This is a genomic window from Streptomyces sp. NPDC052301, from assembly GCF_044593395.1.
Lineage (GTDB): Bacteria > Actinomycetota > Actinomycetes > Streptomycetales > Streptomycetaceae > Streptomyces.
On record NZ_JBIUBE010000007.1, the window covers coordinates 224,872 to 251,250 of the forward strand.

At 72.1% G+C, this 26,379-nt stretch carries 25 protein-coding genes; 8 read left to right on the forward strand and 17 right to left on the reverse strand.

Going from position 1 to position 26,379, the window contains the following annotated elements; genetic code table 11:
• Positions 1-22 precede the first annotated feature (22 nt).
• Together ACIHEJ_RS21555 and ACIHEJ_RS21560 are read left to right on the forward strand one after the other, a co-directional pair.
• A complete protein-coding gene (locus ACIHEJ_RS21555; protein ID WP_400138030.1) occupies positions 23-1,837 on the forward strand; it encodes an ABC transporter ATP-binding protein in 1,815 nt (604 codons plus the stop codon).
• Complete coding sequence (locus ACIHEJ_RS21560) at positions 1,834-2,658, forward strand: serine/threonine-protein kinase (protein WP_400138032.1); 825 nt, start codon at positions 1,834-1,836, stop codon at positions 2,656-2,658. Before ACIHEJ_RS21555 ends, ACIHEJ_RS21560 begins: the two co-directional genes overlap by 4 nt.
• Before the next feature lie 6 nt (positions 2,659-2,664).
• Here ACIHEJ_RS21560 and ACIHEJ_RS21565 read toward each other — a convergent pair whose 3' ends face one another.
• From ACIHEJ_RS21565 to ACIHEJ_RS21615, 11 genes are all read right to left on the reverse strand, one after another.
• Positions 2,665-3,459 (reverse strand): hypothetical protein, encoded by a 795-nt coding sequence (locus tag ACIHEJ_RS21565; protein WP_400138034.1) that lies wholly within the window; start codon positions 3,457-3,459, stop codon positions 2,665-2,667.
• Positions 3,449-4,036: an RNA polymerase sigma factor gene (locus ACIHEJ_RS21570; RefSeq protein ID WP_400138036.1), complete on the reverse strand. Its 588-nt coding sequence runs from the start codon at positions 4,034-4,036 to the stop codon at positions 3,449-3,451. The genes ACIHEJ_RS21565 and ACIHEJ_RS21570 overlap by 11 nt, the downstream gene beginning before the upstream one ends.
• Before the next feature lie 110 nt (positions 4,037-4,146).
• A complete protein-coding gene (locus tag ACIHEJ_RS21575) occupies positions 4,147-4,689 on the reverse strand; it encodes an arginine repressor (protein ID WP_400138038.1) in 543 nt (180 codons plus the stop codon).
• Positions 4,690-4,696: 7 nt separating this feature from the next.
• Positions 4,697-5,896 (reverse strand): acetylornithine transaminase, encoded by a 1,200-nt coding sequence (locus ACIHEJ_RS21580; RefSeq protein ID WP_400138040.1) that lies wholly within the window; start codon positions 5,894-5,896, stop codon positions 4,697-4,699.
• Entirely contained in the window at positions 5,893-6,798 is a 906-nt protein-coding gene (gene argB, locus ACIHEJ_RS21585; protein ID WP_400138041.1) for an acetylglutamate kinase, read from the reverse strand. The genes ACIHEJ_RS21580 and argB overlap by 4 nt, the downstream gene beginning before the upstream one ends.
• Complete coding sequence (gene argJ / locus ACIHEJ_RS21590) at positions 6,795-7,946, reverse strand: bifunctional glutamate N-acetyltransferase/amino-acid acetyltransferase ArgJ (protein ID WP_400138043.1); 1,152 nt, start codon at positions 7,944-7,946, stop codon at positions 6,795-6,797. The genes argB and argJ overlap by 4 nt, the downstream gene beginning before the upstream one ends.
• The gene (gene argC, locus ACIHEJ_RS21595) at positions 7,943-8,971 is read right to left on the reverse strand and encodes an N-acetyl-gamma-glutamyl-phosphate reductase (RefSeq protein ID WP_400138045.1); all 1,029 of its coding nucleotides are present in this window, start codon (positions 8,969-8,971) and stop codon (positions 7,943-7,945) included. The genes argJ and argC overlap by 4 nt, the downstream gene beginning before the upstream one ends.
• A 56-nt stretch (positions 8,972-9,027) precedes the next feature.
• Entirely contained in the window at positions 9,028-9,399 is a 372-nt protein-coding gene (locus tag ACIHEJ_RS21600) for a GtrA family protein (RefSeq protein ID WP_400138047.1), read from the reverse strand.
• On the reverse strand, positions 9,396-10,346 hold the full coding sequence (locus ACIHEJ_RS21605; RefSeq protein WP_400138049.1) for a glycosyltransferase family 2 protein: 951 nt from the start codon (positions 10,344-10,346) through the stop codon (positions 9,396-9,398). The genes ACIHEJ_RS21600 and ACIHEJ_RS21605 overlap by 4 nt, the downstream gene beginning before the upstream one ends.
• Positions 10,347-10,368: 22 nt before the next feature.
• On the reverse strand, positions 10,369-12,933 hold the full coding sequence (locus ACIHEJ_RS21610) for a YfhO family protein (protein WP_400138051.1): 2,565 nt from the start codon (positions 12,931-12,933) through the stop codon (positions 10,369-10,371).
• 169 nt (positions 12,934-13,102) lie between these two features.
• Positions 13,103-13,702 (reverse strand): CGNR zinc finger domain-containing protein, encoded by a 600-nt coding sequence (locus tag ACIHEJ_RS21615; protein ID WP_400138053.1) that lies wholly within the window; start codon positions 13,700-13,702, stop codon positions 13,103-13,105.
• A gap of 82 nt (positions 13,703-13,784) precedes the next feature.
• On the opposite strand from ACIHEJ_RS21615, the gene ACIHEJ_RS21620 reads away from it, so the two are divergent.
• Positions 13,785-15,017, forward strand: coding sequence for a cysteine desulfurase (locus ACIHEJ_RS21620; protein WP_400138055.1), 1,233 nt, complete (start codon positions 13,785-13,787; stop codon positions 15,015-15,017).
• Between the two features lie 51 nt (positions 15,018-15,068).
• On the opposite strand, the gene ACIHEJ_RS21625 is transcribed toward ACIHEJ_RS21620, so the two are convergent.
• Entirely contained in the window at positions 15,069-17,555 is a 2,487-nt protein-coding gene (locus ACIHEJ_RS21625; RefSeq protein ID WP_400138057.1) for an alpha-L-arabinofuranosidase C-terminal domain-containing protein, read from the reverse strand.
• 133 nt (positions 17,556-17,688) lie between these two features.
• Here ACIHEJ_RS21625 and ACIHEJ_RS21630 point away from each other — a divergent pair, with 133 nt between their 5' ends.
• On the forward strand, positions 17,689-18,192 hold the full coding sequence (locus tag ACIHEJ_RS21630) for a DUF6314 family protein (RefSeq protein WP_400138059.1): 504 nt from the start codon (positions 17,689-17,691) through the stop codon (positions 18,190-18,192).
• Here ACIHEJ_RS21630 and ACIHEJ_RS21635 read toward each other — a convergent pair.
• Together ACIHEJ_RS21635 and ACIHEJ_RS21640 are read right to left on the reverse strand one after the other, a co-directional pair.
• Complete coding sequence (locus ACIHEJ_RS21635; RefSeq protein ID WP_400138060.1) at positions 18,174-18,767, reverse strand: histidine phosphatase family protein; 594 nt, start codon at positions 18,765-18,767, stop codon at positions 18,174-18,176. The two genes, ACIHEJ_RS21630 and ACIHEJ_RS21635, sit on opposite strands and share 19 nt — an antisense overlap.
• Positions 18,768-19,069: 302 nt before the next feature.
• Complete coding sequence (locus ACIHEJ_RS21640) at positions 19,070-20,512, reverse strand: PLP-dependent aminotransferase family protein (RefSeq protein ID WP_400138061.1); 1,443 nt, start codon at positions 20,510-20,512, stop codon at positions 19,070-19,072.
• Here ACIHEJ_RS21640 and ACIHEJ_RS21645 point away from each other — a divergent pair.
• Positions 20,511-21,422 (forward strand): DMT family transporter, encoded by a 912-nt coding sequence (locus tag ACIHEJ_RS21645; protein WP_400138062.1) that lies wholly within the window; start codon positions 20,511-20,513, stop codon positions 21,420-21,422. The genes ACIHEJ_RS21640 and ACIHEJ_RS21645 overlap by 2 nt on opposite strands.
• Positions 21,423-21,441: 19 nt before the next feature.
• The gene (locus ACIHEJ_RS21650) at positions 21,442-21,669 is read left to right on the forward strand and encodes a DUF1918 domain-containing protein (protein WP_400138064.1); all 228 of its coding nucleotides are present in this window, start codon (positions 21,442-21,444) and stop codon (positions 21,667-21,669) included.
• Here the strand turns inward: ACIHEJ_RS21650 and ACIHEJ_RS21655 are convergent.
• On the reverse strand, positions 21,639-22,865 hold the full coding sequence (locus tag ACIHEJ_RS21655) for a glycoside hydrolase family 10 protein (RefSeq protein ID WP_400138066.1): 1,227 nt from the start codon (positions 22,863-22,865) through the stop codon (positions 21,639-21,641). The genes ACIHEJ_RS21650 and ACIHEJ_RS21655 overlap by 31 nt on opposite strands.
• Before the next feature lie 170 nt (positions 22,866-23,035).
• Between ACIHEJ_RS21655 and ACIHEJ_RS21660 the strand changes: the two genes are divergently transcribed.
• Both ACIHEJ_RS21660 and ACIHEJ_RS21665 read left to right on the forward strand, forming a co-directional pair.
• Positions 23,036-23,896: a 3-hydroxybutyryl-CoA dehydrogenase gene (locus tag ACIHEJ_RS21660; protein ID WP_400138068.1), complete on the forward strand. Its 861-nt coding sequence runs from the start codon at positions 23,036-23,038 to the stop codon at positions 23,894-23,896.
• Positions 23,897-24,090: 194 nt separating this feature from the next.
• On the forward strand, positions 24,091-24,351 hold the full coding sequence (locus ACIHEJ_RS21665) for a hypothetical protein (RefSeq protein WP_400138069.1): 261 nt from the start codon (positions 24,091-24,093) through the stop codon (positions 24,349-24,351).
• Between the two features lie 19 nt (positions 24,352-24,370).
• Here the strand turns inward: ACIHEJ_RS21665 and ACIHEJ_RS21670 are convergent, their stop codons facing one another.
• Both ACIHEJ_RS21670 and ACIHEJ_RS21675 read right to left on the reverse strand, forming a co-directional pair.
• Positions 24,371-24,907 carry an NUDIX hydrolase gene (locus ACIHEJ_RS21670; RefSeq protein ID WP_400138070.1) on the reverse strand — a complete coding sequence of 179 codons (537 nt, stop codon included), beginning with the start codon at positions 24,905-24,907 and terminating at the stop codon, positions 24,371-24,373.
• Between the two features lie 65 nt (positions 24,908-24,972).
• On the reverse strand, positions 24,973-26,313 hold the full coding sequence (locus ACIHEJ_RS21675; protein WP_400138071.1) for a transcriptional regulator: 1,341 nt from the start codon (positions 26,311-26,313) through the stop codon (positions 24,973-24,975).
• Positions 26,314-26,379 lie beyond the last annotated feature (66 nt).

Sequence of the window (26,379 nt, forward strand, 5' to 3'; positions counted from 1 at the left end):
CGATCCCCGAGGAACGCATCCCATGGCGCATCTCCTGCGGCGTCTGCTGTCGGTCGGGGACACCTCGGACGCCGTCGTCGCCGCCGCGCCTCCTGTCTCACCGCGCGACGTGTTCCGGCGGTTCTGGCCCTACACGCGGGGCGGCCGTCGCTGGCTCGTCCCCGTGCTGTTCTTCAGCCTGGCCGGTCCGGCCGTCGACGCCGCGGAGATCTGGCTCTTCAAGATCGTCATCGACGGGGTGCTCGTCCCGCGTGACCTGCGGCCGTTGGTGTGGATCGCGCCGGCCTATCTGGGGCTCATCGTCTGCTCCGGGATCCTGGGGTTCGCCGACGACGTGCTCTCCACCTGGGTCGGTGAACGCTTTCTGCTCTCTCTGCGCTCCGACGTGTTCCGGCACGTCCAGGGGCTGTCGCTCGGCTTCTTCGAACGCCGGCGGCTCGGCGACGTGCTGTCCCGTGTCACGGGGGACGTCGACGCGGTGGAGACGTTCCTGCTCTCGGGCGTGGCGGACGTCCTCTACTACGTGACCCAACTGGGCGTCTTCCTGGGCCTGCTGATCTATCTGCGGTGGGACCTGACCCTGCTGGCCCTGGCCATCGTGCCGCTGTTCTGGGCCGCCGCCCGGCACTTCTCACGGCTGATCAAGGCGGCGTCCCGGGAGCGCAGGCGGCGCAGCGGCTCGCTCAGCGCGATCGCCGAGGAGGCGCTCGGCAACGTCGCCCTGGTGCAGGCGTACAACCGGCAGGGGTGGGAGGAGCGCCGGTTCGACCAGGAGAACGTCGGCAGGTTCCGGGCGGCGATGGCCTCGGCACGGATCCGGGCGGTCTACGGGCCCCTCGTCGAGATCATCGAAGTGAGCGGCGTTCTCGCGGTGCTGGGCCTCGGCACCTGGAAGCTGGCCCAGGGACAGCTCACGCTGGGCGGGCTGCTGGTCTTCCTGGCGCTGATCGGCAAGCTCTACGGCCCGGTGCACGGCCTGTCCGGGCTCGGCACCACCTTCTACGCGGCCTCCGCCTCGGCCGAGCGGATCATCGAGTTGCTGGACCAGAAGCCGCAGGTCGCCGATGCCCCGGGCGCCCGGAAGATCGGCCGCGCGCGGGGCGCCGTGGAGTTCGACGGCGTCTGGTTCCGCTATCCCGGCGCGTCCGCGTGGGCGCTGTCGGACGTGTCCTTCCAGGTGGCACCCGGTCAGACACTGGCGCTGGTCGGGGCGAGCGGCGCCGGCAAGTCGACCGTCGCCAAGCTCCAGTTGCGCTTCTACGACCCCGACCGGGGCGCCGTCCTCCTCGACGGCACCGACCTGCGGGACCTGAGCCTGTCCTGCGTACGGGAGAACGTCGCCGTCGTCCTGCAGGAGACGCTCGTCTTCCACGGCACCGTGCGGGAGAACATCGCCTACGGCCGGCCCGAGGCGTCGGAGGCGGACATCGTCGCGGCGGCGCGCGCCGCGGACGCGCACGAGTTCGTCGAGCGGCTCCCGGAGGGGTACGACACGCTGGTCGGGCAGCGCGGCCGGACCCTGTCCGGAGGGCAGTGCCAGCGCCTGGCGATCGCGCGCGCGATGATCAGGGACGCGCCCGTGCTCCTCCTCGACGAGCCGACCACCGGGCTCGACGTCCGGTCGGGCCGCCGGATCATGGACCCGCTGCGCCGGCTCATGGCGGGGCGGACGACCGTCGTCATCTCCCACAACCTGCTGACCGTCCGCGACGCCACGCGGATCGTGGTGCTCGACCACGGCCGGATCGTCGAGGACGGTGACCACGCCGGTCTGCTGGGGCGCGACGGCACGTACGCCCGGCTGCACCGGCTGAGCGCGGGCGCGGTGCTGTCATGAGCGGCCCGCCCCTGGCACCGGGCACCAGACCGGTGCCGGGTTACGAGATCCTGGGCCATCTGGCACGCACCGGCTGGCTCGACGTGTACGACGCCTGGAGCGAGGAACGCGACTGCCGGTGCGTGATCAAGGTGGTGCGTCCCGACCGCCGGGGCGAGGAGGGACTGGCCGAGCGGCTGCTGCGCGAGGGGCGGTGGCTGCGGGACCTCTGCCATCCGCATCTGGTCCGCGGCTACGACACCTTCGCCTCGCCCGAGCCGCTCGTCGTCCTGGAGACGCTGACCGGGGAGACCCTGGCCCACCTGGTGCACCGGCTGCGGCGCCGGCCGGCCGCCGCCGATGTGGCGCTGCTCGGGGTGCAGCTGTGCTCGGCGGTGCACTACCTGCACGGCCGGGGCCTGCTGCACCTGGACCTCAAGCCGTCCAACGTGGTGGTCGACCGCGGTCACGCCAAGCTGCTGGATTTGAGCGTGGCCCGGCCCCCCGGACCCGCGCCCGCGGGGCTGGGCACCTGCTGCTATCGCGCGCCGGAGCAAGCCCGCGAGGGACCGCTCACGGCCGCCGCCGACGTGTGGGGCGTCGGTGTCACGCTGTACGAAGTGGCGTGCGGAAGCGTGCCGTTCGACTGCGCCAGTTCGGACGGGACGGACACGGGCGGCCGGCATCCGCGGGCGGAGGAGGGCGTCCCGCCGATCGGGTCCCGGCGCCGCCTGCCGGCCGCTCTGGCCGCCGCGGTCGACGCCTGCCTCCGGACCCGCCCGGCGGCCCGGCCCACGGTCGCCGAACTGACCGCCGCCCTCAAGGGCTCCCTGCCGGACTGAGGGGGCTCACGTCTCCCGGATCATCTCGTGCGCGTCCTGGGTCGTCACCGTGCCGGTCTGCAGACGGCCCGTGGCGAGGACGGTGCCGTCGGCGGACGTGAGGCGGGTACCGGAGACCGCGTGCGGGTCGATCACGGTCGCGGCACCCCAGTGACCGCGTCCGTCGCGCACGTCGAAGTCGCCGACGCGCACGCTCGTGCCGTCCGGGCGCTCGAGCAGGCAGGTGACCTTGCCGGTGTAGGAGGTACCGTGGCCGGAGATGTCGACGGACATGAAGATCCAGCCGGGGTCGCCGGGATGGGCGTAGACCTCACCGACGGGCCGCCCGCCGGGCCCGGCCGCGGTCATGTCCCCGACCAGCATGGGCTCGGACTCGACGGTGGCCGGGGGCGAGGCCGTGATCGTCTCGACGGCGGTGCCGATCCCCCAGCCGGCGAACCCGACGGCGACCACGAGGCCGGCCGTGACCGCCGCCAGCCGCACCCGGATCCGGCGCGCCCGGCCGCGCAGGCCCAGCCGCGCGAGGCCGGAGCCGGGCACCGGCTTGCGTCCGTCCTGGTCCGTCATCTGCTGGGCCAGGCTGCGCGCCACCCGGGTCTCGAATCCGAGCGGCGGCTCGCTGTCCGGCAGCAGGCCGATCAACCGGTCGCCGAGCAGCGTCATCTGCCGGACGAACTCGCGGCAGCCCGCGCACCGGTCCAGGTGGGAGATCGCCTCCGCCCGCTCCCGGCCGGGGAGCACGCCCAGCGCCAGCTCGGCGCCGATCTCCCGCAGCTTCTCGCAGTTCGCGTCACTCGGCATGGTCGCCTCGCCTCGGAGCCGCCAGTGTGATGCGCAGTTTGGCCATCGCCGCCCTGATGCGCGTCTTGGCAGTGCCCAGCGGGATCTCCTCCGCGTCGGCGACCTGCTGGGCCGTCATCCCGTAGACACCCGCCATCATCAGAGCCCGGGCCTGTTCCCGCGGCAGCCGCGCCACCGCGGCCCGGAGTTGGGCGGAGGCCTCGTCGGCCAGTGCCCACTGCTCGGGGGTCTCGGTGACGACGCCGAGGAGGGCGTCCAGGTCCTCGGGGGCCACCGGATCCGTACGACGCGCCCGGACGGCGTCGATGGCGAGGTTGTGCGCGATGGTGGTCAGCCAGGTGGTGACCGAACCACGGCGCGAGTCGTAGATCTGCGCATGCCGCCAGGCACGCTCGAACGTCTGCTGAGCGACGTCCTCGGCGAGCTGCTGGTCCCCGGTGACGGCCATGGCGACACCGAAGACCCGGTGCTGGAAACGCCGGACGAAGACGCCGGCCAGTTCCGGGTCTCCGGTGGCCAGCCCGGCCAGCAGAGCCTCGTCCGGGAGGCGACCCACGGGGAACCGCAAACCCGACACACTTCTGTATACGGCCGACGGGCGCCACGGGATTGCCCGCCCGCCTGCCCGCTCGCCGCGGAAGATCACACACTCATTCTCCGCCGCCCGGCCCGGCCCCGCACGCGGGCTCAGTGCCCGTTCTGCGCCAGCCGCAGCAGGTGGTCCGCCAGCGCCTGGCCCCCGCTCGGGTCCCGGCTGATCAGCATCAGGGTGTCGTCACCGGCGATCGTGCCGAGGATGTCGTGCAGTTCGGCCTGGTCGATCGCCGAAGCGAGGAACTGGGCCGCGCCGGGCGGGGTGCGCAGGACCACGAGGTTGGCGGACGCCTCCGCGGAGATCAGCAGTTCCTGGGAGAGGCGCCGCATGCGCTCCTCCTTCGCCGACTCCCCCAGCGGGGCGCGCGGGGTGCGGAAGCCGCCCTCGCTGGGCACCGCGTAGATCAGCTCACCGTCGTTGTTGCGGATCTTCACCGCGTTCAGCTCGTCGAGGTCCCGGGAGAGCGTCGCCTGGGTGACGCTCAGCCCGTCGTCGGCGAGCAGCTTCGCCAGCTGGCTCTGCGACCGCACCGGCTGCCGGTTGAGGATGTCCACGATCCGGCGGTGCCGAGCGGTGCGGGTCTGCGGTACGGCGGGGCCGGTGCCCGCCTGCTCGTGGTCCTGCGCCTGGCTCATCGTCGTCTCATTCTCCGGATCGTCCGTCCCCGTGGGCCTGCTCGAGGATGCCGGGCAGCGCCTGGAGGAAGGCACCCGTCTCGTCGTCGTGGAGGTTCAGCGGCGGCATGAGCCGTACGACGTCGGGGGCGGGGGCGTTCACCAGGAACCCGGCCTCCTGGGCCGCCTGCTGCACCTGCGGCGCGTGTGGCCCGGTGAGCACGATACCCAGGAGCAGGCCCGCGCCCCGGACGTGGTCGATCAACGGATGGGCCAGCGCCTCGATCCCCTCGCGCAGGGCCGCGCTCTGCCGCTTGACGTTCTCCAGCAGGCCCTGGTCGTCGATGGTGTCGAGGACGGCGAGACCGGCGGCGCAGGAGACGGGGTTGCCGCCGAACGTCGTGCCGTGCTGGCCGGGCTGGAGCAGTTCGGCGGCCCGGCCGAAAGCGACCGTGGCACCGAGCGGCAGTCCGCCGCCGAGCTGCTTGGCGAGGGTGACGACGTCGGGCAGGACGCCCTCGTGCGCCTGGTACTCGAACCAGGTGCCGGTGCGGCCGATGCCGGTCTGCACCTCGTCCAGGACCAGCAGGGCGCCGGTGGCGGCGGTGATCGCGCGGGCGGCCTTGAGGTAGCCGGCGGGCGGGACCACGACGCCGTTCTCGCCCTGGATCGGCTCGATGACCACCAGGGCGGTCTCCTCGGTGACGGCGGCGGCCAGCGCCTGTGCGTCGCCGTAGGGCACGTGCGTGACGTCGCCGGGCAGCGGCAGGAACGGCTCCTGCTTGGCGTGCTGGCCGGTGAGTGCGAGGGCGCCCATCGTCCGGCCGTGGAAGCCGCCGGTGGTGGCGACCATGTGGGTCCGCCCGGTCAGCCGGCCCATCTTGAAGGCGGCCTCGTTGGCCTCCGCGCCCGAGTTGCAGAAGAAGACGCGGCCCTCGCGGCCGAAGAGCTGCAGGAGCCGTTCGGCGAGGGCGACGGTGGGCTCGGCCATGAAGAAGTTGGAGATGTGGCCGAGGGACGCGATCTGTTTGCTGACGGCCTCGACGATCGCCGGGTGGGCGTGGCCGAGGGCGTTGGTGGCGATGCCGCCGACGAAGTCGTGGTACTCCCGGCCCTCGGCGTCCCACACCTTCACGCCCGCGCCCCGGACGAGGGGCAGGCGCGGAGTGCCGTAGTTGTTCATGAGCGCGCCCTGCCAGCGCTGGGTCAGCTCCTGGTTGCCCGTCACTGTGCGTCCCCCTCGGGCTCGTCGGGCACGACCATGGTGCCGATGCCCTCGTCGGTGAAGATCTCCAGCAGGATCGAGTGCTGGACCCGGCCGTCGATGACCCGGGCGGTCGTCACGCCGTTGCGCACGGCGTGCAGGCAGCCCTCCATCTTCGGCACCATGCCGGAGCTCAGTTCCGGCAGCAGCTTCTCCAGTTGGGAAGCGGTGAGGCGGCTGATCACCTCGTCGGAGTTCGGCCAGTCCTCGTAGAGGCCCTCGACGTCGGTGAGGACCATGAGGGTCTCGGCGCCCAGTGCCGCAGCGAGTGCCGCAGCCGCCGTATCAGCATTGACGTTGTAGACATGGTGGTCGTCCTGGGAGCGGGCGATCGAGGAGACGACCGGGATCCGGCCGTCGGCCAGCAGCGCCTCGATCGCGCCCGTGTCGATGTCGGTGATCTCGCCGACGCGGCCGATGTCGACCCGTTCGCCGTCGATCTCCGGCTGGTGCCTGACGGCGGTGATGGTGTGCGCGTCCTCGCCGGTCAGGCCGACGGCGAGCGGGCCGTGCTGGTTGAGCAGGCCGACCAGCTCGCGCTGGACCTGCCCGGCCAGCACCATCCGTACGACGTCCATGGCGTCCTCGGTGGTGACGCGCAGCCCCGCCTTGAACTCGCTGACGATGCCGTGCCGGTCGAGCGCGGCGCTGATCTGCGGGCCGCCGCCGTGCACGACGACGGGCTTGAGGCCGGCGTGCCGCAGGAAGACGACGTCCTGGGCGAAGGCGGCCTTCAGCTCCTCGTTCACCATGGCGTTGCCGCCGAACTTGATGACGACGATCTTGCCGTGGTGCCGGGTCAGCCAGGGCAGCGCCTCGATGAGGATCTGGGCTTTGGGCAGGGCCGTGTGCTTACGAGTGCTCATGACGAGTAGGCGCTGTTCTCGTGGACGTAGTCGGCGGTCAGGTCGTTGGTCCAGATCGTCGCGGTCTCGGCGCCCGCGGCGAGGTCGGCGACGATGTGCACCTCGCGGTAACGCATGTCGACCTTCTCCCGGTCCTCGCCGACCGAGCCGTTCTTGCACACCCAGACGCCGTTGATGGCGACGTTGAGCCGGTCCGGCTCGAAGGCGGCCTTCGTCGTGCCGATCGCGGACAGGACGCGGCCCCAGTTGGGGTCCTCGCCGTGGATCGCGCACTTGAGGAGGTTGTTGCGGGCGATGGAGCGCCCCACCTCGACGGCGTCCTCCTCGCTCGCCGCGTTGATCACCTCGACCTTGATGTCCTTGCTGGCACCCTCGGCGTCGCCGATGAGCTGCCGGCCGAGGTCGTCGCAGACCCGCGTCACGGCCTCGGCGAACTCGGCGTACTGCGGGGCGATGCCCGAGGCGCCGGAGGCGAGCAGCAGCACGGTGTCGTTGGTGGACATGCAGCCGTCGGAGTCGACCCGGTCGAAGGTGACCTCGGTGGCGGCGCGCAGGGCCTTGTCCAGGGTGTCGTCGTCGAGGTCGGCGTCGGTGGTGAGGACGACGAGCATGGTGGCGAGGCCCGGGGCGAGCATGCCGGCGCCCTTGGCCATGCCGCCGACGGTCCAGCCGTCGTTCGTCACGACGGACGTCTTGTGGACGGTGTCGGTGGTCTTGATGGCGATGGCGGCCTTCTCGCCGCCGTGCTCGGACAGCTGCGCGGCGGCCGTCTCGACGCCCGGGAGCAGCTTGTCCATGGGCAGCAGGACACCGATCAGGCCGGTGGAGCAGACGGCGACCTCGATGGCACCGCGGCCGAGCACCTCGGCCACCTTCTCGGCGGTGGCGTGGGTGTCCTGGAAGCCCTTGGGGCCGGTACAGGCGTTGGCGCCACCGGAGTTGAGGACGACGGCGGAGACCTGGCCGCTCTTCAGCACCTGCTCGGACCAGAGCACGGGCGCGGCCTTCACGCGGTTGGAGGTGAAGACGCCGGCGGCGGCACGGCGGGGCCCGTCGTTGACCACGAGGGCCAGGTCGGGGTTGCCGTTCTCCTTGATCCCGGCGGCGATGCCCGCCGCCCTGAATCCCTTGGCTGCCGTGACGCTCACGGTGCGACTCCGATCGTGGGAAGCCCGGTGGTCTCGGGAAGACCCAGGGCGAGGTTCATGCTCTGGACGGCACCGCCGGCGGTGCCCTTGGTCAGGTTGTCGATGGCGCTGATCGCGATGATGCGGCCCACGGCGGCGTCGTACGCGACCTGCACCTGAACGGCGTTGGAACCGTAGACGGACGCCGTCGCGGGCCACTGGCCCTCGGGGAGCAGGTGGACGAAGGGCTCGTCGGCGTAGGCCTTCTCGTAGGCCGCGCGGACGGAGTCCGCGGTCACCCCGTCGACGGCGGACGCGCTGCACGTGGCGAGGATGCCGCGGGGCATCGGCGCCAGGGTCGGGGTGAAGGAGACGGAGACCCGCTGCCCCGCCGCCCCGCTGAGGTTCTGGATCATCTCGGGGGTGTGCCGGTGTCCGCCCCCGACGCCGTACGGCGACATGGAGCCCATGACCTCGCTGCCGAGCAGGTGCGGCTTGGGGGCCTTGCCCGCGCCCGAGGTGCCGGACGCGGCGACGACCACCGCCTCGGGCTCGGCGAGCCCCGCCGCGTACGCCGGGAACAGGGCGAGGGAGACGGCGGTGGGGTAGCAACCGGGCACCGCGACGCGCTTGGACCCCTCCAGTGCGGCACGGGCACCCGGAAGTTCGGGTAGGCCGTAGGGCCAGGTGCCGGCGTGCGGGGAGCCGTAGAACGTCTCCCAGTCGGCCGGGTCCTCGAGCCGGAAGTCGGCGCCCATGTCGATCACGAGGACCTCGGGACCGAGCTGCTCGGCGACGGCGGCGGACTGGCCGTGCGGCAGCGCCAGGAAGACCACGTCGTGTCCGGCGAGCGCCTCGGGCGTGGTGGTGGTGAGCACGCGGTCGGCCAGCGGCAGCAGGTGCGGCTGGAGCGCGCCGAGCCGCTGGCCGGCGTTGGAGTTCCCGGTCAGGGCACCGATCTCGACCTCGGGGTGCGCGAGGAGCAGGCGCAGGACCTCTCCGCCCGCGTACCCGCTCGCTCCGGCCACCGCCGCACGTACCGCCATGTCCATCCTCCTCGTGATGGCATGACTATACGTAGCGCTGCAGTTTTATGCAACGACTATGCGATCGACCTGGGGAGCATCACCCAGCGGGAGACGACGAAGGTCACCGGGATCGCCGCCGCGGAGGCGAGCAGCGGGGCGAAGCGGTTCCCGGCGTGCAGGACGTCGACGATCACGTACACGCCAACCGTCGTGATCAGGAAGTTGGTGACGTTGGTCAGCGGGAACAGCAGGAATTTCCGCCAGGTGGGCCGCGTCCGGTAGGTGAAGCGGGCGTTCAGGAAAAAGGATCCGACCATGCTGAGCACAAAGGCGAGAACATGTGCGGCCAGATAGGGCAGCCAGGTGAGGAACAAAAGGTAGAGACAGTAATAAGTGGCGGTGTTGATCACACCGACCACGGCAAAGGTGGCAATCTGTCGCTTCAAGGTATGAGGTCTTTCGTGCGTTCCACGTTGGTCGCCTTCACCAGGAAGTGCGGACGACCCTTCACCTCGTAGTAGATGCGGCCGGTGTACTCCCCGATCACTCCCAGCATGACCATCTGCACGCCGGCCAGGGCCGTGACGGCGGTGATGATGGTCACATAGCCGGGGGTCTGCACCCCGTGGATCAGCGCGGCACCCACGATCCAGGCCGTGTAGAGCCCGGCGCACAGCAGCAGGCCCATGCCGAGCCAGAGGGCGGCGCGCAGCGGCCGGTTGTTGAAGGACAGCAGGCCGTCGAGGCCGTAGTTGAGCAGCCCGCGCAGGTTCCAGGAGCTGCTGCCCGCCTCCCGTACGGCGTTCTCGTACTCGAAGGTGGTGCTCGGGAAGCCCACCCAGGCGAACAGGCCCTTGGAGAAGCGGTTGTACTCGGTCAGGTCCAGCACCGCGTCCACCACGCGGCGCGACAGCAGTCGGAAGTCGCCCACGCCGTCGACGAGTTCGACGTCGACCAGGCGGTTGACGAGCCGGTAGTACAGGCGCGCGGTGAGGGTCCGGGTGAGACGGTCGCCGGTGCGGCTGCGCCGGGCGATGACCTGGTCGTGCCCCTGTTCACGCAGGTCCACCATCCGTTTGATCAGTTCCGGCGGGTGCTGCAGGTCGGCGTCCATGACGATCACCGCGTCGCCCGAGGCGTGCCGCAGTCCCGCGAGCAGGGCGGCCTCCTTGCCGAAGTTGCGGCTGAAGGAGACGTACCGCACCCGGGCGTCGAGGTCCGCGAGGCGGGTCAGCACGGCGAGGGTGCGGTCGCGGCTGCCGTCGTCGACGTACACGAACTCCATGTCGTGGCCGAGCGGCAGCAGCTCCTCGGCGACCTTCTGGACCTCTTCGTGGAAGCGCGCGACGACGCCTTCCTCGTTGTAACAGGGCGCGACGATGGATATGAGCATGGCGGGTTCCCCCAGAACGCGGTCAGCAAGCGGTGGTCACGCGCTCGCGCGGTGGTGTGGTCGTGGGCGGCGCGGGAACGCGTCGGCGGCGGACGGCGGTGAGGGCGCAGAGCAGCACGAGGGTCACCAGCGAGGTGGCCCCGACGGCCGTGCCCAGCCGCAGGCCGGGTGGGTGGAAGGTGCAGGCCAGGGAGGTCGACCGACCGTCGAGGGGGACGGCGATCAGCCCGTGGTACTCGCCCGCGGGCCTGGCCGCGCCGCCGCCCGTGGCGCACCGCCAGCCGGCGATCCGGGGCGCGGCGACGACCGCGATCCCCGTGCTGCCGGCGGGCAGCCGGGCGCGCAGGGTGCCGTCGTCGACGCTCACCCCGGTGGCGCCGGTGGCCGTGAGCTGGGCGGCGGCGGTGCGCAGCCGGGCGGTGTCCAGGCAGCCGATCGCGCCGGCCGGGATGCGGCCGGGACGGTTCGGCGTCAGCTCGATGCGCACGACGCCGGAGGCCGGCGTCCGGCCGAGCGGTTCCATCGCGGCCCGGTTGCGCGGGTACGCGAACCCGAAGGGGACGCCGGTGCCGGTGCCCGTGAGCCGGGCGGCCCCGGAGAAGTGCGGGGCCCACAGGTTCACCTGGGTCCCGGCCGGGCAACGGGCCGTGAGCGTCGGACCCGTCAGGGCGTGGCCCACGCCCACCGTGCGCGACGGGACCGGCTCCCCGGTGTCGTCCCGTACGCCGAGGCGGGGCACGGTGTAGACGCGGCTGCCGAGGAGGAGTTCCTGGTTGCGGTACGGCGACGGCCCGAAGGGCGCGGTGTCGGGAGCGGTCCGCACGGTCACCAGGGGCGGCACGTCGCGCCGGGCCACGCCGGGTGGGGCGCCGGCCCCGGGCGGCGCCGCCTGGTGCGGGTCGGGCGGGTTGTGCAGCCGGGCACCGACGGAGAACAGGACGTCGGTGACCGCGTTGTCCAGGCTCTGCACACTGCGGCCGCGCGAGGTCCAGCCGCCGCCGAGGGCCGTGAGGGTACGGCTGAGGACGTCGGAGGTCAGGCTGCTGTAGTACTGGGCGCCCTGGCCGCCCACCAGCAACGGGTCGTTGCCGACGGTCTGTTCGCGGCCCGGGTCCGTGCGGTGGCGGGGCCAGCCGTCGGCCTCGGCGATCGCCGCCGCCTGCCGCTCCTGCCGCTGACCCCAGGGCGCGTAGTCGTCGAGGTGCTTCAGGCGCAGCCGGGTGGCGACGGCGGAGGTGGCGGCGGTCTCGCCGAACTGGGCGCCGAACAGGAGGACGACGGCCATACCGGCGAGCGCGGTCCGCGGCCCGGCGCGCCCCAGGAGGACGAGTCCGCACAGGCTGCCGCCGACGGCGAGCAGCAGCACCGGCCAGGTGTGGGGGCGTACCAGGTCGCTGCGGCTCGCGAGGACGGTGAGCAGGGCGAGCAGCGCGGTCGCTGCGGCCAGCGCCCGCCGGTCCGGAGGGCCGTACGACAGCGCGTGCCAGGCGGCGATCACGAGCAGCCCGCACACCACGAAGGCCTGCCGGTAGGAACTGCCCTGCGGGGTGGCGAAGGCGTGCCAGACCAGGCTGGTGGGCGCCCACTGCAGGGAGAGGGCCACCACGAGCACCAGCGCCGGCCAGCCCGCGCGGACCCGGCCGGGGACCGCCCGGTGGAAGGGCAGGGCGAGGGCGAGCAGCAGAGCCGTGGTGCCGACGTAGAGGGCCGGGGAGCCGAAGCCGTACGTGGTGGGCAGCAGCCGCGCCAGCAGGTCCTCGCCGGGTACGGGGGTGAACGGGCGGACACGCCCGGGGTAGGCGTGACGGGTGCCGAACCAGATCACCGTGACGAGCGGGGCGGCGAGGCCCATGCCGAGGGTGACGGTGAGGACGGCCCGGCCGGCCGCGGCGAGGGCCTGCCGGCGCGGCGGGCGGATGAGCAGCAGGCGCAGCAGCAGGACCAGTCCGGCACCGAGGGTGGCCATGTAGGCGGTGTAGAAGTTGGCGGTCCAGGAGAGGGCGACGATCAGGACACCGAGGAGCCGGCGCCGCCCGGCGAGGGCCCACTCACCGGCCAGGCACAGCAGGGGCAGGGCGATCAGGCCGTCGAGCCACATCGGGTTGTAGGCGGCGTCGGCCAGGGTCCAGCCGCACAGTGCGTAGGAGGCACCGAGCAGACCCGCCGCCCACCAGCGGCCCGGTCGCAGGACGAGCAGCAGCCACGCCATGGCGGCCGCGGCGGACGCGGCCTTCAGGACGGTGACGGTGTACACCGCGAGGTCGATCCGGTCACGCGGGAAGACGGCGACGAGCAGGGCGAAGGGGCTGCCGAGGTAGGTGCCGAGATCGGGCAGGAAGCTGGAGCCGTAGCCGGACTGCCAGTTGACGAGGAGACCGCCGTCGGCGCGGCCGTGCACCAGGTCCCACAGGTGGGCGTGGAAGGGCACGTACTGGTTGCCCAGGTCGTTGACGCTGCGGGTGCGGGGGCCGAAGGGATAACTGCGGGCGAGGGCGTCGGCGACGCAGAACACGCTCGCGGTGACGGCCGCCGCGAGCAGGGCGGCGGCGCGCGCGGCGGGGATTGCCGATTTCGCAGCCTTTTGCATTTCCGGCGGTCCCCCATGAACGCGTGTCCGTCATTTCGCCCAGGTAGACGGTCCGTCTTTCCGGTTGGTTGTGCGCTCACGGAAAAGTGGCGCGCCGCACTCCGAATACGGGAAACGCCGAATGAATTTCATGAATACCGGGGAAATCTCTGATTTCCGGGAGGTGTTCTCAAGGTGAACCGGCCTTGCGGGCGTAGGCGCGGGCCGCCCGGACCCGGTTGCCGCACTTGGTGGTGCACCAGCGGCGGGCGCCGTGGGAGCGCAGGAACCAGCGGGCGCAGCCCTGGGCGGCGCACTCGGTGAGCTGCTCGACGTCGACGCCGGTGAGCAGGTCCACTGCGTCCTCGGCGAGCAGGGAGAGCGCGGCGGCGGCCGGGTTGCCCGTGTCGGGGACGTCGGCGCGGCGGGGGCCGTCGGCCGTCCAGGCGAGTTGGGGGGTGGCGGGGGCGGCGGCGAGGGCGGTGTTCAGTCCCTCCAGGGCGTCGGCGGGCGGCCGCGTTCCGGCGGTGCGGGCCTCGAAGAGGGCACGCAGGGCCTCACGGAGGGCGCGGAGCCTGCCGGACTGGCGGGCGCCCAGATCCACCCGGTCGGGCAGCAGTGCGTGCCGGACGAGCCACAGATGGGCCGCCTCGGCGTCGTCGAGCAGGTCGACGCGCCCGTGGCTGACGGTGAACCGCGTGTTGACCAGCGCCAGACACACGTAGCGGTCCTCGCCGGGGACCGGGAGCTGATGCAGGTAGACGGGGGCCTCGTGATCCACGGCTCTCATGGTAATGCTTGCGGTTCTCCGTGAGGAAGGCTTAGCGTTCCTCACGGAGAACTGAGCATAAAACCGTGAGAGGTGAGACGTCGTGGCCTTCGACGTGGACGCGCTGCGCAAGGACTTCCCGATCCTGGAGCGGACCCTGGACAGCGGCGCCCCGCTGGTCTACCTGGACTCCGGGGCCACCACCCAGAAGCCCCTGCCGGTCCTGGACGCCGAGCGGGACTTCTGTCTGACCCGCAACGCGGCCGTGCACCGCGGGGCGCACCAGCTGGCGGGCGAGGCGACGGAGGCGTACGAAGGGGCGCGGCACACCGTCGCCCGGTTCATCGGTGCCGCCGCCGACGAGGTGGTCTTCACCAAGAACACCACCGAGGGCCTGAACCTCGTGGCCTACGCCCTCGGCAACGCCGGCCGGATCGGCCCCGGCGACCGGATCGTGGTCACGGAGATGGAGCATCACGCGAACCTGGTCCCCTGGCAGCAGCTGGCCGAGCGGACGGGGGCGCGCCTCGAGTGGTTCGGGCTCACCGACGAGGGCCGGCTCGATGTGTCCCGGGCCGCGGAGCTGCTGGACGCGCGCACCAAGGTGCTGGCCCTCACCCACCAGTCCAACGTCCTCGGCACGCTCAACCCGGTGCGGGAACTCGCCGACCGGGCGCACGCCTTCGGCGCCCTGGTGGTCGTGGACGGCGCCCAGTCCGTCCCGCACCGCCCGGTCGACGTGACGGAGCTGGGCGCTGACTTCCTCGCCTTCTCCGGGCACAAGATGCTCGGCCCGAACGGCATCGGCGTGCTGTGGGGCCGGGCGGACCTGCTCGCGGAGCTGCCGCCGTTCCTCACCGGCGGTTCGATGATCGAGGTCGTGGAGATGGACCGCAGCACCTTCCTGCCGCCGCCGCAGCGCTTCGAGGCGGGCGTGCCGATGACGGCGCAGGCGGTGGGGCTCGCCGCCGCGGTGGAGTACCTGGAGCGGCTGGGCATGGCGGAGGTGGCGGCGTACGAGGAGACGCTGACCGCCCGTGCCCTGGAACTGCTCGCCGAGGTCCCGGGCGTGCGGATCGTCGGCCCGCGCGACCTCGCCGACCGTGGTTCGGCCGTCTCCTTCACGGTCGACGGCATCCACCCGCACGACGTGGGCCAGGTGCTGGACGAGCGGGGCGTGGCCGTCCGCGTCGGCCACCACTGCGCGCGCCCGATCGTGAAGCGGTACGGCGTCCCGGCGACGACCCGGGCGAGCTTCTACGTGTACAACACGCAGGCCGAGGTGGACGCCCTGGTGGACGGCGTCCGGGCGGCTCAGAGGTACTTCGGCGGCTGACCTTCGCCGGGCGTGGGCCGCTGCCGCCCGGGCCGCGGCCCACGCGGGGCGCTACTTCCGCCTGATCCGCAGGAAGGTGACCGAGTCGGCCGGGAAGGTGTAGGTGAAGGTGTCGGCGACGCCCGAGAAGGTGGACGTCACCGGCGCGACCGCCGTGCCGGTCTCGGTGTTCACCGCGTCCGGTGCGGCGGCGAGCGTGGTCACCCGGGCCTTCGCCGCGGTCTTCGCACCGCCGAGGTCGATCGCCGTACGGGCCGCCGAGGGCTGGGCGTTGACCACCTTGACGATCAGGTCACCGGTTTTCGCGTCCTCGGTGACGACCTGGCGGAACGGCTCGGCCGGCTTGTCGTCGGTGAAGCTGCCCCACTCCTGGCCGTCGAGGTAGAGGGTGACCTGGCGGCCGCGCACCTTGATGTCGACGTCGTAGGCACGGCCGGTCCCCACCGACCCGGGCTTGGCGATCAGCGTCGACTTGCCGCCGTCCACCGCCTGCTCCACGGCGGTCCGGGTGTTGTTCCAGCCGCCGATGTTCCACCAGTAGTAGGTGCCGGTGTCCTTGACACCGAAGGCGACGAGGAAGCCCTCCTGGCCGGCCTTCTTGGTGGCCTTCACATGCAGGTCGTAGTCGTGCCAGGAGGGGTCACCGGCGGAGACCATGGTGTTCTGGGCTGCGGTGTCGGTCTGGACGTACTGGCCGTCCCGGACGCTCCAGCTTCCGGTGCCCGTGTGGGTCCACTTCGAGGCGTCACCGGAGAAGTCGTCGCCGAGCAGGCTCGTGCCGTCGGCCGCGGTGACCGACACGTCGTCGTAGGCGGCGCTGGTGTTCCAGGTGGACAGGCCGACGGCGCCGGTGACGGGAGCCCGCAGGGACGGGGTGCCGGTGGCCGTGGAGGGTACGACCCGGTCGCCGACGTTGTTCATGAACAGCTTCTGCACCTCGTAGTTCGCCGAACCCCAGGAGGCGTGGTTGTCGAACCACACCATGTCCGGACTCCACTGCACGTCGTCCTTGTCGGCGAACAGCGGGGCGTAGGAGGCGAGCTCGACGACGTCCGCGTTGCGCTCCAGACCGGTCATGTACGCGGCCTCGGCGAGGCCGTTCTTGAAGGCGTTGCCACCGGAGGCGTACTCGCCGAGGAAGACCTTCGGGCCGCCGCGGTCGTAGGAGTCGTAGCGGTCGTTGTTCTGCAGGAACCACTGCGGGCTGTTGTAGTAGTGCTCGTCGACCATGTCGACACCGGCGTCCTTGTTGAGCTTCCAGGCCGTGTCGAAGGTCGTGCCCGAGTCGTCCGGGCCGGCGTTGGAGATCACCCGCATGTACGGGTACTTCGCCTGGATGGCCGCGCGGAACTGCGAGAACCGGGCGAAGAACTCGGTCGGCAGGGTCTCCTCGTTGCCGACCTCGATGTGGGTGAGGTGGAACGGCCGGGGGTGGCCCATCCCGGCGCGGACCTTGCCCCAGGTCGAGGTCGCCGGGCCGTTGGCGAACTCGATCAGATCCAGGGTGTCCTGGACGTGCCGCTTCAGCAGGGCCTCGTCGTCGGTGGCCTCGTTCTGGCCGCAGCCGGTCACCAGGGCCGGTACGACGGGCAGGGGCATCGCGCCGATGTCCTCGGCGAAGCGGAAGTACTCGTAGTAGCCGAGGCCGTACGACTGGTTGTAGCCCCAGAAGTCGGCGTTGGTGGCGCGCTGCTCGACCGGGCCCACGGTGTCCTTCCACTGGTAGGAACGCCTGCGCTGCCAGCCGGAGGCCTCGCTGTAGTCCTGCATGGAGCCGGTGTTGACCAGGCAGCCGCCGGGGAAGCGGACGAAACCCGGGTGCAGGGCGGCGACCTTCTCCGCGAGGTCCTTGCGCAGGCCGTTCGGCTCGTGCTTGTAGGTGTCGCGCGGGAAGAGGGACACCATGTCCAGGGCCGTGGCGGCGTCGGAGGCGACGGTGAGGCGGCCGTTGGTACTGGTGCGGTCCGCGGTGAAGGCGGCCTCGTAGCGGGCCCAGCCGCCCTTCCTCACGGCGATCCGCCGCGCGGGCGCGAGCGTGCCGCCGGAGTCCTGGAGGCGCACGGTGAGCGTGCTGCCGGCGTCGGCACGGGCCCACACCGAGAAGTCGTACTTCCTGCCGCTCCCGACCGCGATGCCGGTGTCGTAGCCGGAGTTGGTGACCGAGGAGCCGGCGCCCAGGGAGAGGTAGTCGCGGTTACGGGCGTTCAGGCGGCCGGAGTCGTCGACGACCTGACCGGTGCCGGAGACCGTCCAGGCGGTCAGCGGGGTGTACGAGGCATTGTCTGCGGTGGAGTACTCGAAGGACCGGTTCTGCACGAGTTCGGCGTACAGACCGCCGTCGGCGGCCCGGTTGATGTCCTCGAAGAAGACGCCGTACATCGTCCTGCCGATCGCGGGCCCCTTCGCGGAGGGGTCGACGGTGATCGCGTAGTCGGTGACGCCTTCGGCACGGGCGGGGGCCGGGACGACGGCGGCGGCCAGCAGGAAAGCGCTTGCCGTGAGGCCGAGTCCCAGCCTGGTGCGGGTGGTGCGTGACATGGACACTCCGCGGCTCGTTGTTCGAAATATCAGACATGCGTCAGCACTTCGAACGGCAAGATAAGGAAGGGGTATGGACACGTCAATGGGGCGGGCAGGGAGGGGGTGAGGTCCGGCGCGTAAGCTCGGCGGCATGCAGGACGCCCGCCGACTCCCCCGACGGCCCGCACCACAGGTCCCGGAGGCCTCGGTGACGGGAGAGGTGTGGCCGGTCGCCGACGTGCTGGCGCATCTGGCCGGGCGGTGGCGCGTGGAGCGGAGCGTGCGGGACCTGGACGGCGGTGACGAGGGGCGCTTCTCCGGGACCACCGTCTTCGGCCCCCTCGACGGCGGCGGCCTGCTCCACGAGGAGTCCGGCACCTTCACCTGGCAGGGCGTGACGCGGCCCGCGACGCGGACGCTGCGGTTCCTGCCGGGGCCCGCGCCCGGCACCGCGGACGTGCGGTTCGCGGACGGGCGGCCGTTCCACGACCTGGACCTGACCTCGGGCCGGTACGTCGCCGAGCACCCCTGTGCCGCCGACCTCTACCGGGGCGAGTTCACCGTCCGGGACGCGGACCACTGGCGCACGGTGTGGCGGGTCGGCGGCCCGGCGAAGGATCTGCTGCTCACCACCGACTACGTGCGCGAGGGCTGAGCGGAGGCTCCGTCGAGCCGGAGGTTCCAGCGGCCGGAGCGGCCACTGACGGTGGTCGTGGACAGCGGGCGCACGTCGATGTTCCAGTAGGTCGCCGGCGGCGCCTTCAGGGCGTAGACCAGGGCCGCGCGGATCACCGACGGCTCGGCGACCGCGACGATCCGGCCGCCGTCCTCCACCGGCCGGGTGTCGAGCCAGCCACCCACCCGGGAGATGAAGTCCAGCAGGGACTCGCCGCCGTGCGGGGTGGACCGCGGGTCGGCGAGCCAGGCGTCCACCGCCTGCGGCTCGCGGGCCATCGCCTCGCCCAGGGTCAGCCCGCGCCAGCGGCCCATGTCGCAGTCCCGCAGCGCCGGCTGGACCAGCGGAGCGTAGCCCAGGGCATCGCCGGTGGCCCGGCTGCGCGGGGTCGGCGAGCAGTAGCGCAGCTCGGCCGCGGCCAGCGGCAGCAGCTCCCCGGCGACGCGCTGCACCTCGTCCCAGCCGGCCTGGTCCAGCTGCCGGTCGTCCTCGAAGCGCTCCGCGAGCAGCGGGGAACTGCGTGCGGCGGCGACGAACGTCACCCTCAGTGGCATGCGGTGATGGTGAGCCGTGCGTGCGGGCAGGTCAAGGGCCGGACGCCGTGAGTCACCGGGCGTACGCGGTCACTCACGGACGGTACGGACGGCTGGGGGCGTGCTGCCCGCCGTACGACCCCGGGGGACCGGAGCGATCAGTTCCGTGGTCGTGCCCACGGAGCCGTTGCACGCGGCGTACGACGGCCCGGCCGGCGCGGACCGCCCGGTCACCCGCCGGCGGCATTCCCCGACCGGCTGGACCGGTACGACCACCGTCGACCCCGCACCGACATCGCCGGCCGCGTCACCGGCCTGTCCCGTCAGCCCACCTGGCGCACCTCGTCGAACGCCCCGCGCAGCCGCCGCACGCCCTCCGCGATCTCTCCCGTCCCCGCGACCGCGGCGAAGCTCAGGCGCAGGTGGGCCGCGGGAGGTTCGGCGCTGAAGTAGGGGCGGCCGGGGGTGAGGGCGACGCCGGCGCGCAGGGCGGCGGCGTCCAGGGCCGACTCCTCGACGCCCTCGGGCAGGCGCAGCCACAGGTGGTAGCCGCCGGACGGGATGTGCGGCAGGGCCAGCTCCGGCAGACGGCGGGCCAGGGCGCTCGTCATGGCATCCCGGCGGTCCTTCAACTCGGCCGAAAGCGCGCGCAGATGGCGCGGCCAGGCCGGGGAGCCGACGAGTTCCAGCGCGGCCTCCTGCAGCGGGCGGGGCACGAAGAAGCTGTCCACGACCTGGATGGCGCGCAGCCGCTCCAGCACCGGCCCGCGCGCGGCCAGTGCGCTCACCCGGAAGCTGGGCGAGGTCGCCTTGGTCAGCGAGCCGACGTGCACGACCACGCCGTCGGGGTCGTCGGCGGCCAGCGGGCGGGGCAGCGGTCCCGCGTCGGCGTGCACGAGGCGCCGTACGAAGTCGTCCTCGACGACGAAGGCGCCGGCCTCGCGGGCGATGCGCAGCACCTCCCCGCGCCGCTCGGGGGCCAGCACGGCGCCGGTGGGGTTCTGGAACAGGGGCTGGCAGACGAACACCCGGGCGCCACTGGCCCGGAAGGCGTCGGCGAGCAGCTCGGGGCGGACGCCGTCGGGGTCGACGGGCACCGGGACGGGCCGCAGTCCGGCGGCCCGGGCGAGAGCCAGCATTCCGGGGTAGGTGGGGGACTCCACGAGGACCGGGGCGCCGGGCGGGGCGAGCGCGCGCAGGGCGGTGGCCAGCGCGGACTGGCCGCCGGCGGCGATGAGCACCTCGGCCGCCGTGACCGCCCCGCCGATCCCGCGCGCGAACCACTCCCGCAGTTCGGGCAGTCCTTCCAGCGGCGGTCTCCCCCAGGCGCCGGGCCGCCGCCCGGCGCGGGCGAGCGCCGCCGCCATGGCCCGTTCCGGCTGCAGCGAGGGATGCGGATAGCCGCCGTTGAACTCCAGCACCCCGGGCGGCGGGGCGGCCAGCGAGACGGTGACGCCGGAGGCGTCCACGGTGCGCGGGACGAGGTCGCCGGTGCCGCCGGCGCTCAGTGCGACCTCCTGCCAGGAGGTGTCCCCGGCCGGTGACTCGGCCGTACGCGGCCGGGCCCGGAAGGCGCCGGCGCCGGGCCGGGTGACCACGAGCCCCTCGGCGGCCAGCTGGGCGAGGGCCCGCGAGACGGTCACCGGGCTCACCCGGAACCGGTCGACCAGAGCCCGGCTCGACGGGAGCTTTCCACCGGGAGAGTAGCGGTCAAGTTCCCGTCGGAGCTGTTCTGCCAGTTCACCAACGCTGCTACGCTCAGACATGAGAACACAGAGTAGCGCTACTGTTCCCACCTCGATAGCGGTGACCGCCCCGCGAGAGCGCCGGGCCCTCGGCACCGGACTCGCCGCCCTGGGCGTCGCCTCCTTCTCCCTGACCTTCCCGGCCACCGCCTGGGGCCTGGAGAGCTTCGGGCCCTGGTCGCTGGTGGCCGTGCGCAGCGTCCTCGCCGCGCTCGTCGCGGGCGGCTGTCTCCTCGTCCTGCGGATCCCCCTTCCCGAGCGGCGCCATCTGCCGGGGCTGGCCGTGGTCGCCGCCGGCGTGGTGCTGGGCTTCCCGCTGCTGACCACGCTCGCGCTGGAGACCTCCACCACCGCGCACGCCGCCGTCGTGGTGGGGCTGCTGCCGCTGACCACCGCCGTGTTCTCGGCCCTGCGCACCGGCAGCCGGCCCTCGCGCCGGTTCTGGCTGGCCGCGTTGGCGGGGGCGGCGGCCGTGGTCGCCTTCACCGTCGGGCAGAGCGGCGGTGCCCTCACGGTCGCCGACGGCTATCTGTTCGCGGCCCTGCTGGTGTGCGCCGCCGGGTACACCGAGGGCGGCCGGCTGGCCCGGCTCATGCCGGGGTGGCAGGTCATCGGCTGGGCGCTGGTGCTGTGTCTGCCGCTGAGCGTGCCGGCGGCCGCGGTGGCGCTGACGTACGAGCCCGTCCACCTCACCGGGCACGGCGTCGCCGGTCTGCTGTGGGTGGCGCTGGGCTCGCAGTTCCTCGGCCTGGTCGTCTGGTACCGGGGCATGGCGGTCATCGGCATCCCGAAGGCCAGCCAGTTGCAGTTGGCTCAACCGCTGCTCACACTGGTGTGGTCGGCGCTGCTGCTGGGCGAGCACTTCACGCCGGCCGCTCCGCTGACCGCCGTGGCCGTGCTCGTGTGCATCGCCGTCACGCAGCGGTCGTGATCGTGAGGAGGGCCTGTAGATGCACGCATCCAAGGGCGACCGTCTTGTCCAGCACGGCAGGGTGGTCGGCCAACACGACCAGGTCTCGGAAGTCGTCGAAGTGCTGGGGGCCGAGGGCAACCCGCCGTACCGCGTCCGTTTCCAGGACGGGCACGAGGCGATCATGTCCCCCGGACCCGACTGCCAGGTCAAGCACAGGGAAGAGCAAGCAGCACATCAGCGCGGAGGGTTCGCCGACCGTCCGTAGTGGTCGGCGATCACCCGCGCCATCGCCCCGATCGGGTCCGCGGCCACGTCCTTGGCGGCAAAGAAGACGTGGCCGCGGACCTGCGGGTACTGGGCGGCGAAGGTGAGGTGCCGGGACAGCTCGACCGGGTCCTGCCAGGCCGAGGGCTGTCCTGCGGCCCCCGCCTTGTAGAGCGCCTCACCGATGTGGAGACGGGTCCGGGTACCCTTGGCGACCTCCGCCCACCAGGGCACGAGAGTCGCGTAGTCGGCGGCGGCGAAGCCGATGTTCCAGTACACCTGCGGGACGATGTAGTCGATCCAGTGGTCCCTGACCCATTTCCGCGTGTCCGCGTAGAGGTCGTCGTACGTCTGGACGCCCGCCCGGGTGTCCGAGCCGTCGGGGTCGGTGGCGGCGTTACGCCACACCCCGAAGGGGCTGATCCCGAAGCGGGTGCCGGGCCTGATCCGCTTGATGCCGGCGGCCATCTCCCGCACCAGCAGGTCGATGTTGTCCCGCCGCCAGGCGGCCCGGCTGTCGAAGTCGCCGCCGTAGCGGTCGTAGGCCTCGTCGTCGTCGAAGGTCTGCCCGGCGACCGGGTAGGGGTAGAAGTAGTCGTCGAAGTGGACGGCGTCGACCGGGTACCGGGCGACCGCGTCCAGCATGGCCCGCTGGACGAAGGCGCGGACCTGCGGCAGGCCGGGGTTGTAGTACAGCTTCCCGCCGTAGGGCACCGCCCAGTCGGGGTGGATGCGGGCCGGGTGCCCGTCGGCGAGGCGGCTCGGGTCGGTGTGGTTGGCGATCCGGTACGGGTTGAACCAGGCGTGCAGTTCCAGACCGCGGGCGTGAGCCTCCTGCACGGCGGTACCGAGCGGGTCCCAGCCGGGGTCCTCGCCCTGGGTGCCGGTGAGATACTCGGACCACGGCTCGTACGGTGACGGCCACAGGGCGTCGGCGGTGGGCCGCACCTGGAACATCACCGTGTTGAACCGGTCACGGGCCACCCTGTCGAGGTGGGCGATCAGCTCGTCGCGCTGCTCGTCGGCGGTCAGACCGGGCCGCGAGGGCCAGTCCCGGTTGGCCACCGTGGCGATCCACACACCCCGCATCTCGGCGCCCGCGCGGTGCCGGTGATCCGGTGCGGCGACCGCGCCCGGCGCCGTGGCCAGCGTGGACAGCGCCGCCAGGGTGAAGGCCCGCCGTGACAGTCTCCCCATCCGTACACCCCCGTACCATCCGGATCCGCTCCGTCACGGATCGTTCCGCGCCCCAGAATGCACCCACCCGGACGATCGATCATCGATACTTGGCGGTAACGTGCACGATCGGAGCAGGCGCCGAACCCGGAGTCCTGCCAGCGAGCCGGAGAACCAGCGAAGGGAACGATGTGACCGACATCGAGCGCGTCGGGGTCGTGGGCTGCGGCCAGATGGGCGCGGGCATCGCCGAGGTGTGCGCCCGCGCGGGACTGGACGTCATGGTCGCCGAGACCACCGGCGAGGCACTGGAGATCGGCCGTACCCGGCTGTTCAACTCCCTGGCCAAGGCCGCCGAGCGCGGCAAGATCACCGAGGAGGAGCGGGACGCCACGCAGGCGCGGCTGTCCTTCACCACCGACCTCGGCGAGTTCGCCGACCGCGACCTGGTCATCGAGGCCGTGGTGGAGAACGAGCAGGTGAAGACCGAGATCTTCCAGGTGCTGGACCAGGTCGTGACCCGGCCGGACGCGATCCTGGCCTCCAACACCTCCTCCATCCCGCTGGTGAAGCTGGCGGTCGCCACCTCCCGCCCCGACCACGTCATCGGCGTGCACTTCTTCAACCCCGCCCCGGTGCAGCAGCTGGTCGAGCTGATCCCGGCGCTCACCACCTCCGAGGGCACCCTCGGCCGCGCCCAGGTCTTCGCCGAGAAGATGCTCGGCAAGCACGCCATCCGCGCCCAGGACCGCTCCGGCTTCGTGGTCAACGCGCTGCTCGTGCCCTACCTGCTCTCGGCGATCCGAATGTTCGAGTCGGGCATCGCGAGCCGCGAGGACATCGACAACGGCATGGAGATGGGCTGCGCCCACCCCATGGGCCCGCTGAAGCTGTCCGACCTGATCGGTCTGGACACCGTGGTCTCCATCGCCAACTCGATGTACGCCGAGTACAAGGAGCCGCTGTACGCCGCTCCCCCGCTGCTCCAGCGCATGGTCGAGGCGGGCCGGCTGGGCCGGAAGACCGGGTCGGGCTTCTACACCTACGGCTGATCACGCACAGCTACGCCTTGTGGGCCCGGCACCGACATCGGTGCCGGGTCCATCTGTTTCACTCCCCGTGTGCGCGCCGGGCACGCATATGCCCCTCGCACACGCTCCCCACGCGCCCACCAGGCGAGTTGACTCATCATGCGCATGCAAGGGATGCGGAACCATCCATTTCGACCACCGAAAGGAGCGGACCCGTGACCGCCGAACCGGAGCATCCCGTGGTCCACGGAGAACTCGCAGAGTTACGGCGCCGCCTCGATGTGGCCTACGCCCGCGTCGAGGGAGGGCTGGCCCTGCTCAGTCACCGCACCGAGGAGACCGCCAAGGAACTGGACGAGCTGAACTCCCGTATGGTCTCGCTGGAACACGCCCGCTGGCCGCTGCCCTCGCTCGCCGCGCTCACGGCGCTGGGTGCGCTCGTCGTGACGATCTGGCAGGCGCTGGCCGCCCGTTAGGCGCCGGGCACCGGGCCCGCTAGCCCTCGGCGAGCCTGAGGTGGTGCAGCAGGAGTAACGCGGCCGCCATGTTGGCGGCCGGGACCTCCCCACGGGCGATCAGATCGGGGACGAGTTTGAGGGAAACCCATTCCCGGCGGTCCGACTCGAAGTCGTCCACGGGGTGTCCGACGTACTCGCCCCGGTCGGACCAGTAGATGTGGTGCCGGGCATCGGTGAGGCCGTTGGACGGCTCCACGCTCATCAGGTGGTGCAGGGGCCCCGGCCGCCAGCCGGTCTCCTCCTCCAGTTCCCTGGCGGCCGCGCTCGCGATGTCCTCGCCGTCCTCCACCACACCCGCGGCCAGTTCCCAGCCCCAGCTGTCGGTGATGAACCGGTGCCGCCACAGCAGCAGCACCTCGTTGGCCTCGTTGACGACCGTGGCCACGGCCACGGGACGCAGCCGGATCAGGAAGTGGTCGAGGTGCCGGCCGTCCGGCAGCTCGACATCTGCGAGGTTGACGCTGAACCAGCGATTTGCATACACAGTTTGTTCGTTCTGTTTCGTCCACTGCACGGTTCTGCCACCTTCCGCCGAGTAAGTGGCAATATCGCAGCAGGAACTGTGCACCTACAGGGGGCCTACAGCGGCACGCGCAGTGCCCCGTCGATGAGTTCGGCGGCCTCGGCGGTGCCGGCCGAGCCGCAGCGCACCAGATGCTCGCGCACCGCGCGGAGTCTGTCGCGCAGCCGCTGGGACTCCATCCCGCGCGCCTGCTCGGCCATCTGCACGGCCGTGGCCACCGCCTTGTCGGCGTTGCCCTGGCGCAGTTCGATGGTGCTGAGCATGGCGAGCCGGTGCACCCTCCCCCGGTCGTGGGCCGGGTTGTCGACGGCCGCCGCCGCGTGCTCCCGGGCGGCGGCGAGTTCCCCGAGGCTGAGCAGCGCCTCGGCCACCTGCACGTTGACCAGCCCCGGCTGGACGTAACCGGTCTCGTCGGGCTCGATCCCGCGCCGGATCCGCTCGGCGGCGGTCTCCGCGCGCCGGATGCAGGACAGGGCACTGCCGCTGTCCCCGAGGTGCGCGTACGCCTTGGCCTGCATCGCGTACAGGTCGGAGGCGAGCGCCGGTGTGATGTGCTTGCCGGCGGTGCGCAGCGCGGCCTCGGCGAAGGCGACGGCCTGCCGGTACTCCCGCATGAACAGCGACTGGTTGACCAGCAGCGCTATCACGTAGGCCCCGAGTCCGCGGTCCCCGCTGGCCTTCGCCAGCCGCAGCGCCTGGTGGAAGTAGCGCTGGGCGAGCCCGTGGGCGTCGGAGTCGTACGCGCAGATGCCCGCGATCGCCACCAACCCGCCGGTGGCCCGGTGCAGTTGGCGTCCGGTGGCGTCGGTGTAACTGCCGCGCAGCAGCGGCGCCGCCTCCGCGTTCAGGAAACCGACGATCCGCGTCCGGGTCGCGATGCCGCCCGCCTTGCGGTACATCTGCTCGTAGTGCGTGCGGGCGGCCCGCAGCATCTCGATGTCGGCCGTGGTGACCCGGTGCCGGCCGCCCCGGGAGACGTCCACGTCCTCGGGCGGGTTCTCCCACTCCCACACCGGCATGACGGCCGGCGTGCCGGTGACGGCGGGGGCGCCCAGCACATGCGGCCGCTGCTGTTCGTCGGAGCGCCACAGGGCGGTCGCCCGCTCCACGAAGCCGGAGAGCGACCCGGCGTGCGGGCTGCTCGGCTCGCCGGGCACGCCGAGGCCGATGTCGTCCAGGGTGACCGGCCGGTGCAGCCGGGCGGCCAGCACCTCGCAGATCAGGTCGGGCACCTGGCCGCGCGGCCGCTGGCCCTTCAACCACCGTGCCACGGCGGTGTGTTCGTACCGCAGCGCGAGACCGCGTCTGCGGCCCGCCTGGTTGACGTGAGCGGCGAGACCGGCGTGCGAGATCCCCGCCTCGTCCAGGATCGCGTCGAGCAGAGTGTTGGGCTGCATGAGATGCCCCCCGAGTGGCCTGGTGCGGTCAGCGTAGTGGGTGCGCCTTCACACGGGGTGTGAACG

Excerpts from the sequence above, each read along its gene's own strand:
- ACIHEJ_RS21555 (WP_400138030.1), top strand. The coding sequence starts at position 23 with ATGGCGCATCTCCTGCGGCGTCTGCTGTCGGTCGGGGACACCTCGGAC.
- ACIHEJ_RS21560 (WP_400138032.1), top strand. The coding sequence starts at position 1,834 with ATGAGCGGCCCGCCCCTGGCACCGGGCACCAGACCGGTGCCGGGTTAC.
- ACIHEJ_RS21565 (WP_400138034.1), bottom strand. The coding sequence starts at position 3,459 with ATGCCGAGTGACGCGAACTGCGAGAAGCTGCGGGAGATCGGCGCCGAG.
- ACIHEJ_RS21575 (WP_400138038.1), bottom strand. The coding sequence starts at position 4,689 with ATGAGCCAGGCGCAGGACCACGAGCAGGCGGGCACCGGCCCCGCCGTA.
- argB (WP_400138041.1), bottom strand. The coding sequence starts at position 6,798 with ATGAGCACTCGTAAGCACACGGCCCTGCCCAAAGCCCAGATCCTCATC.
- argC (WP_400138045.1), bottom strand. The coding sequence starts at position 8,971 with ATGGCGGTACGTGCGGCGGTGGCCGGAGCGAGCGGGTACGCGGGCGGA.
- ACIHEJ_RS21605 (WP_400138049.1), bottom strand. The coding sequence starts at position 10,346 with ATGCTCATATCCATCGTCGCGCCCTGTTACAACGAGGAAGGCGTCGTC.
- ACIHEJ_RS21610 (WP_400138051.1), bottom strand. The coding sequence starts at position 12,933 with ATGCAAAAGGCTGCGAAATCGGCAATCCCCGCCGCGCGCGCCGCCGCC.
- ACIHEJ_RS21615 (WP_400138053.1), bottom strand. The coding sequence starts at position 13,702 with ATGAGAGCCGTGGATCACGAGGCCCCCGTCTACCTGCATCAGCTCCCG.
- ACIHEJ_RS21625 (WP_400138057.1), bottom strand. The coding sequence starts at position 17,555 with ATGTCACGCACCACCCGCACCAGGCTGGGACTCGGCCTCACGGCAAGC.
- ACIHEJ_RS21630 (WP_400138059.1), top strand. The coding sequence starts at position 17,689 with ATGCAGGACGCCCGCCGACTCCCCCGACGGCCCGCACCACAGGTCCCG.
- ACIHEJ_RS21635 (WP_400138060.1), bottom strand. The coding sequence starts at position 18,767 with ATGCCACTGAGGGTGACGTTCGTCGCCGCCGCACGCAGTTCCCCGCTG.
- ACIHEJ_RS21645 (WP_400138062.1), top strand. The coding sequence starts at position 20,511 with ATGAGAACACAGAGTAGCGCTACTGTTCCCACCTCGATAGCGGTGACC.
- ACIHEJ_RS21640 (WP_400138061.1), bottom strand. The coding sequence starts at position 20,512 with ATGTCTGAGCGTAGCAGCGTTGGTGAACTGGCAGAACAGCTCCGACGG.
- ACIHEJ_RS21650 (WP_400138064.1), top strand. The coding sequence starts at position 21,442 with ATGCACGCATCCAAGGGCGACCGTCTTGTCCAGCACGGCAGGGTGGTC.
- ACIHEJ_RS21655 (WP_400138066.1), bottom strand. The coding sequence starts at position 22,865 with ATGGGGAGACTGTCACGGCGGGCCTTCACCCTGGCGGCGCTGTCCACG.
- ACIHEJ_RS21675 (WP_400138071.1), bottom strand. The coding sequence starts at position 26,313 with ATGCAGCCCAACACTCTGCTCGACGCGATCCTGGACGAGGCGGGGATC.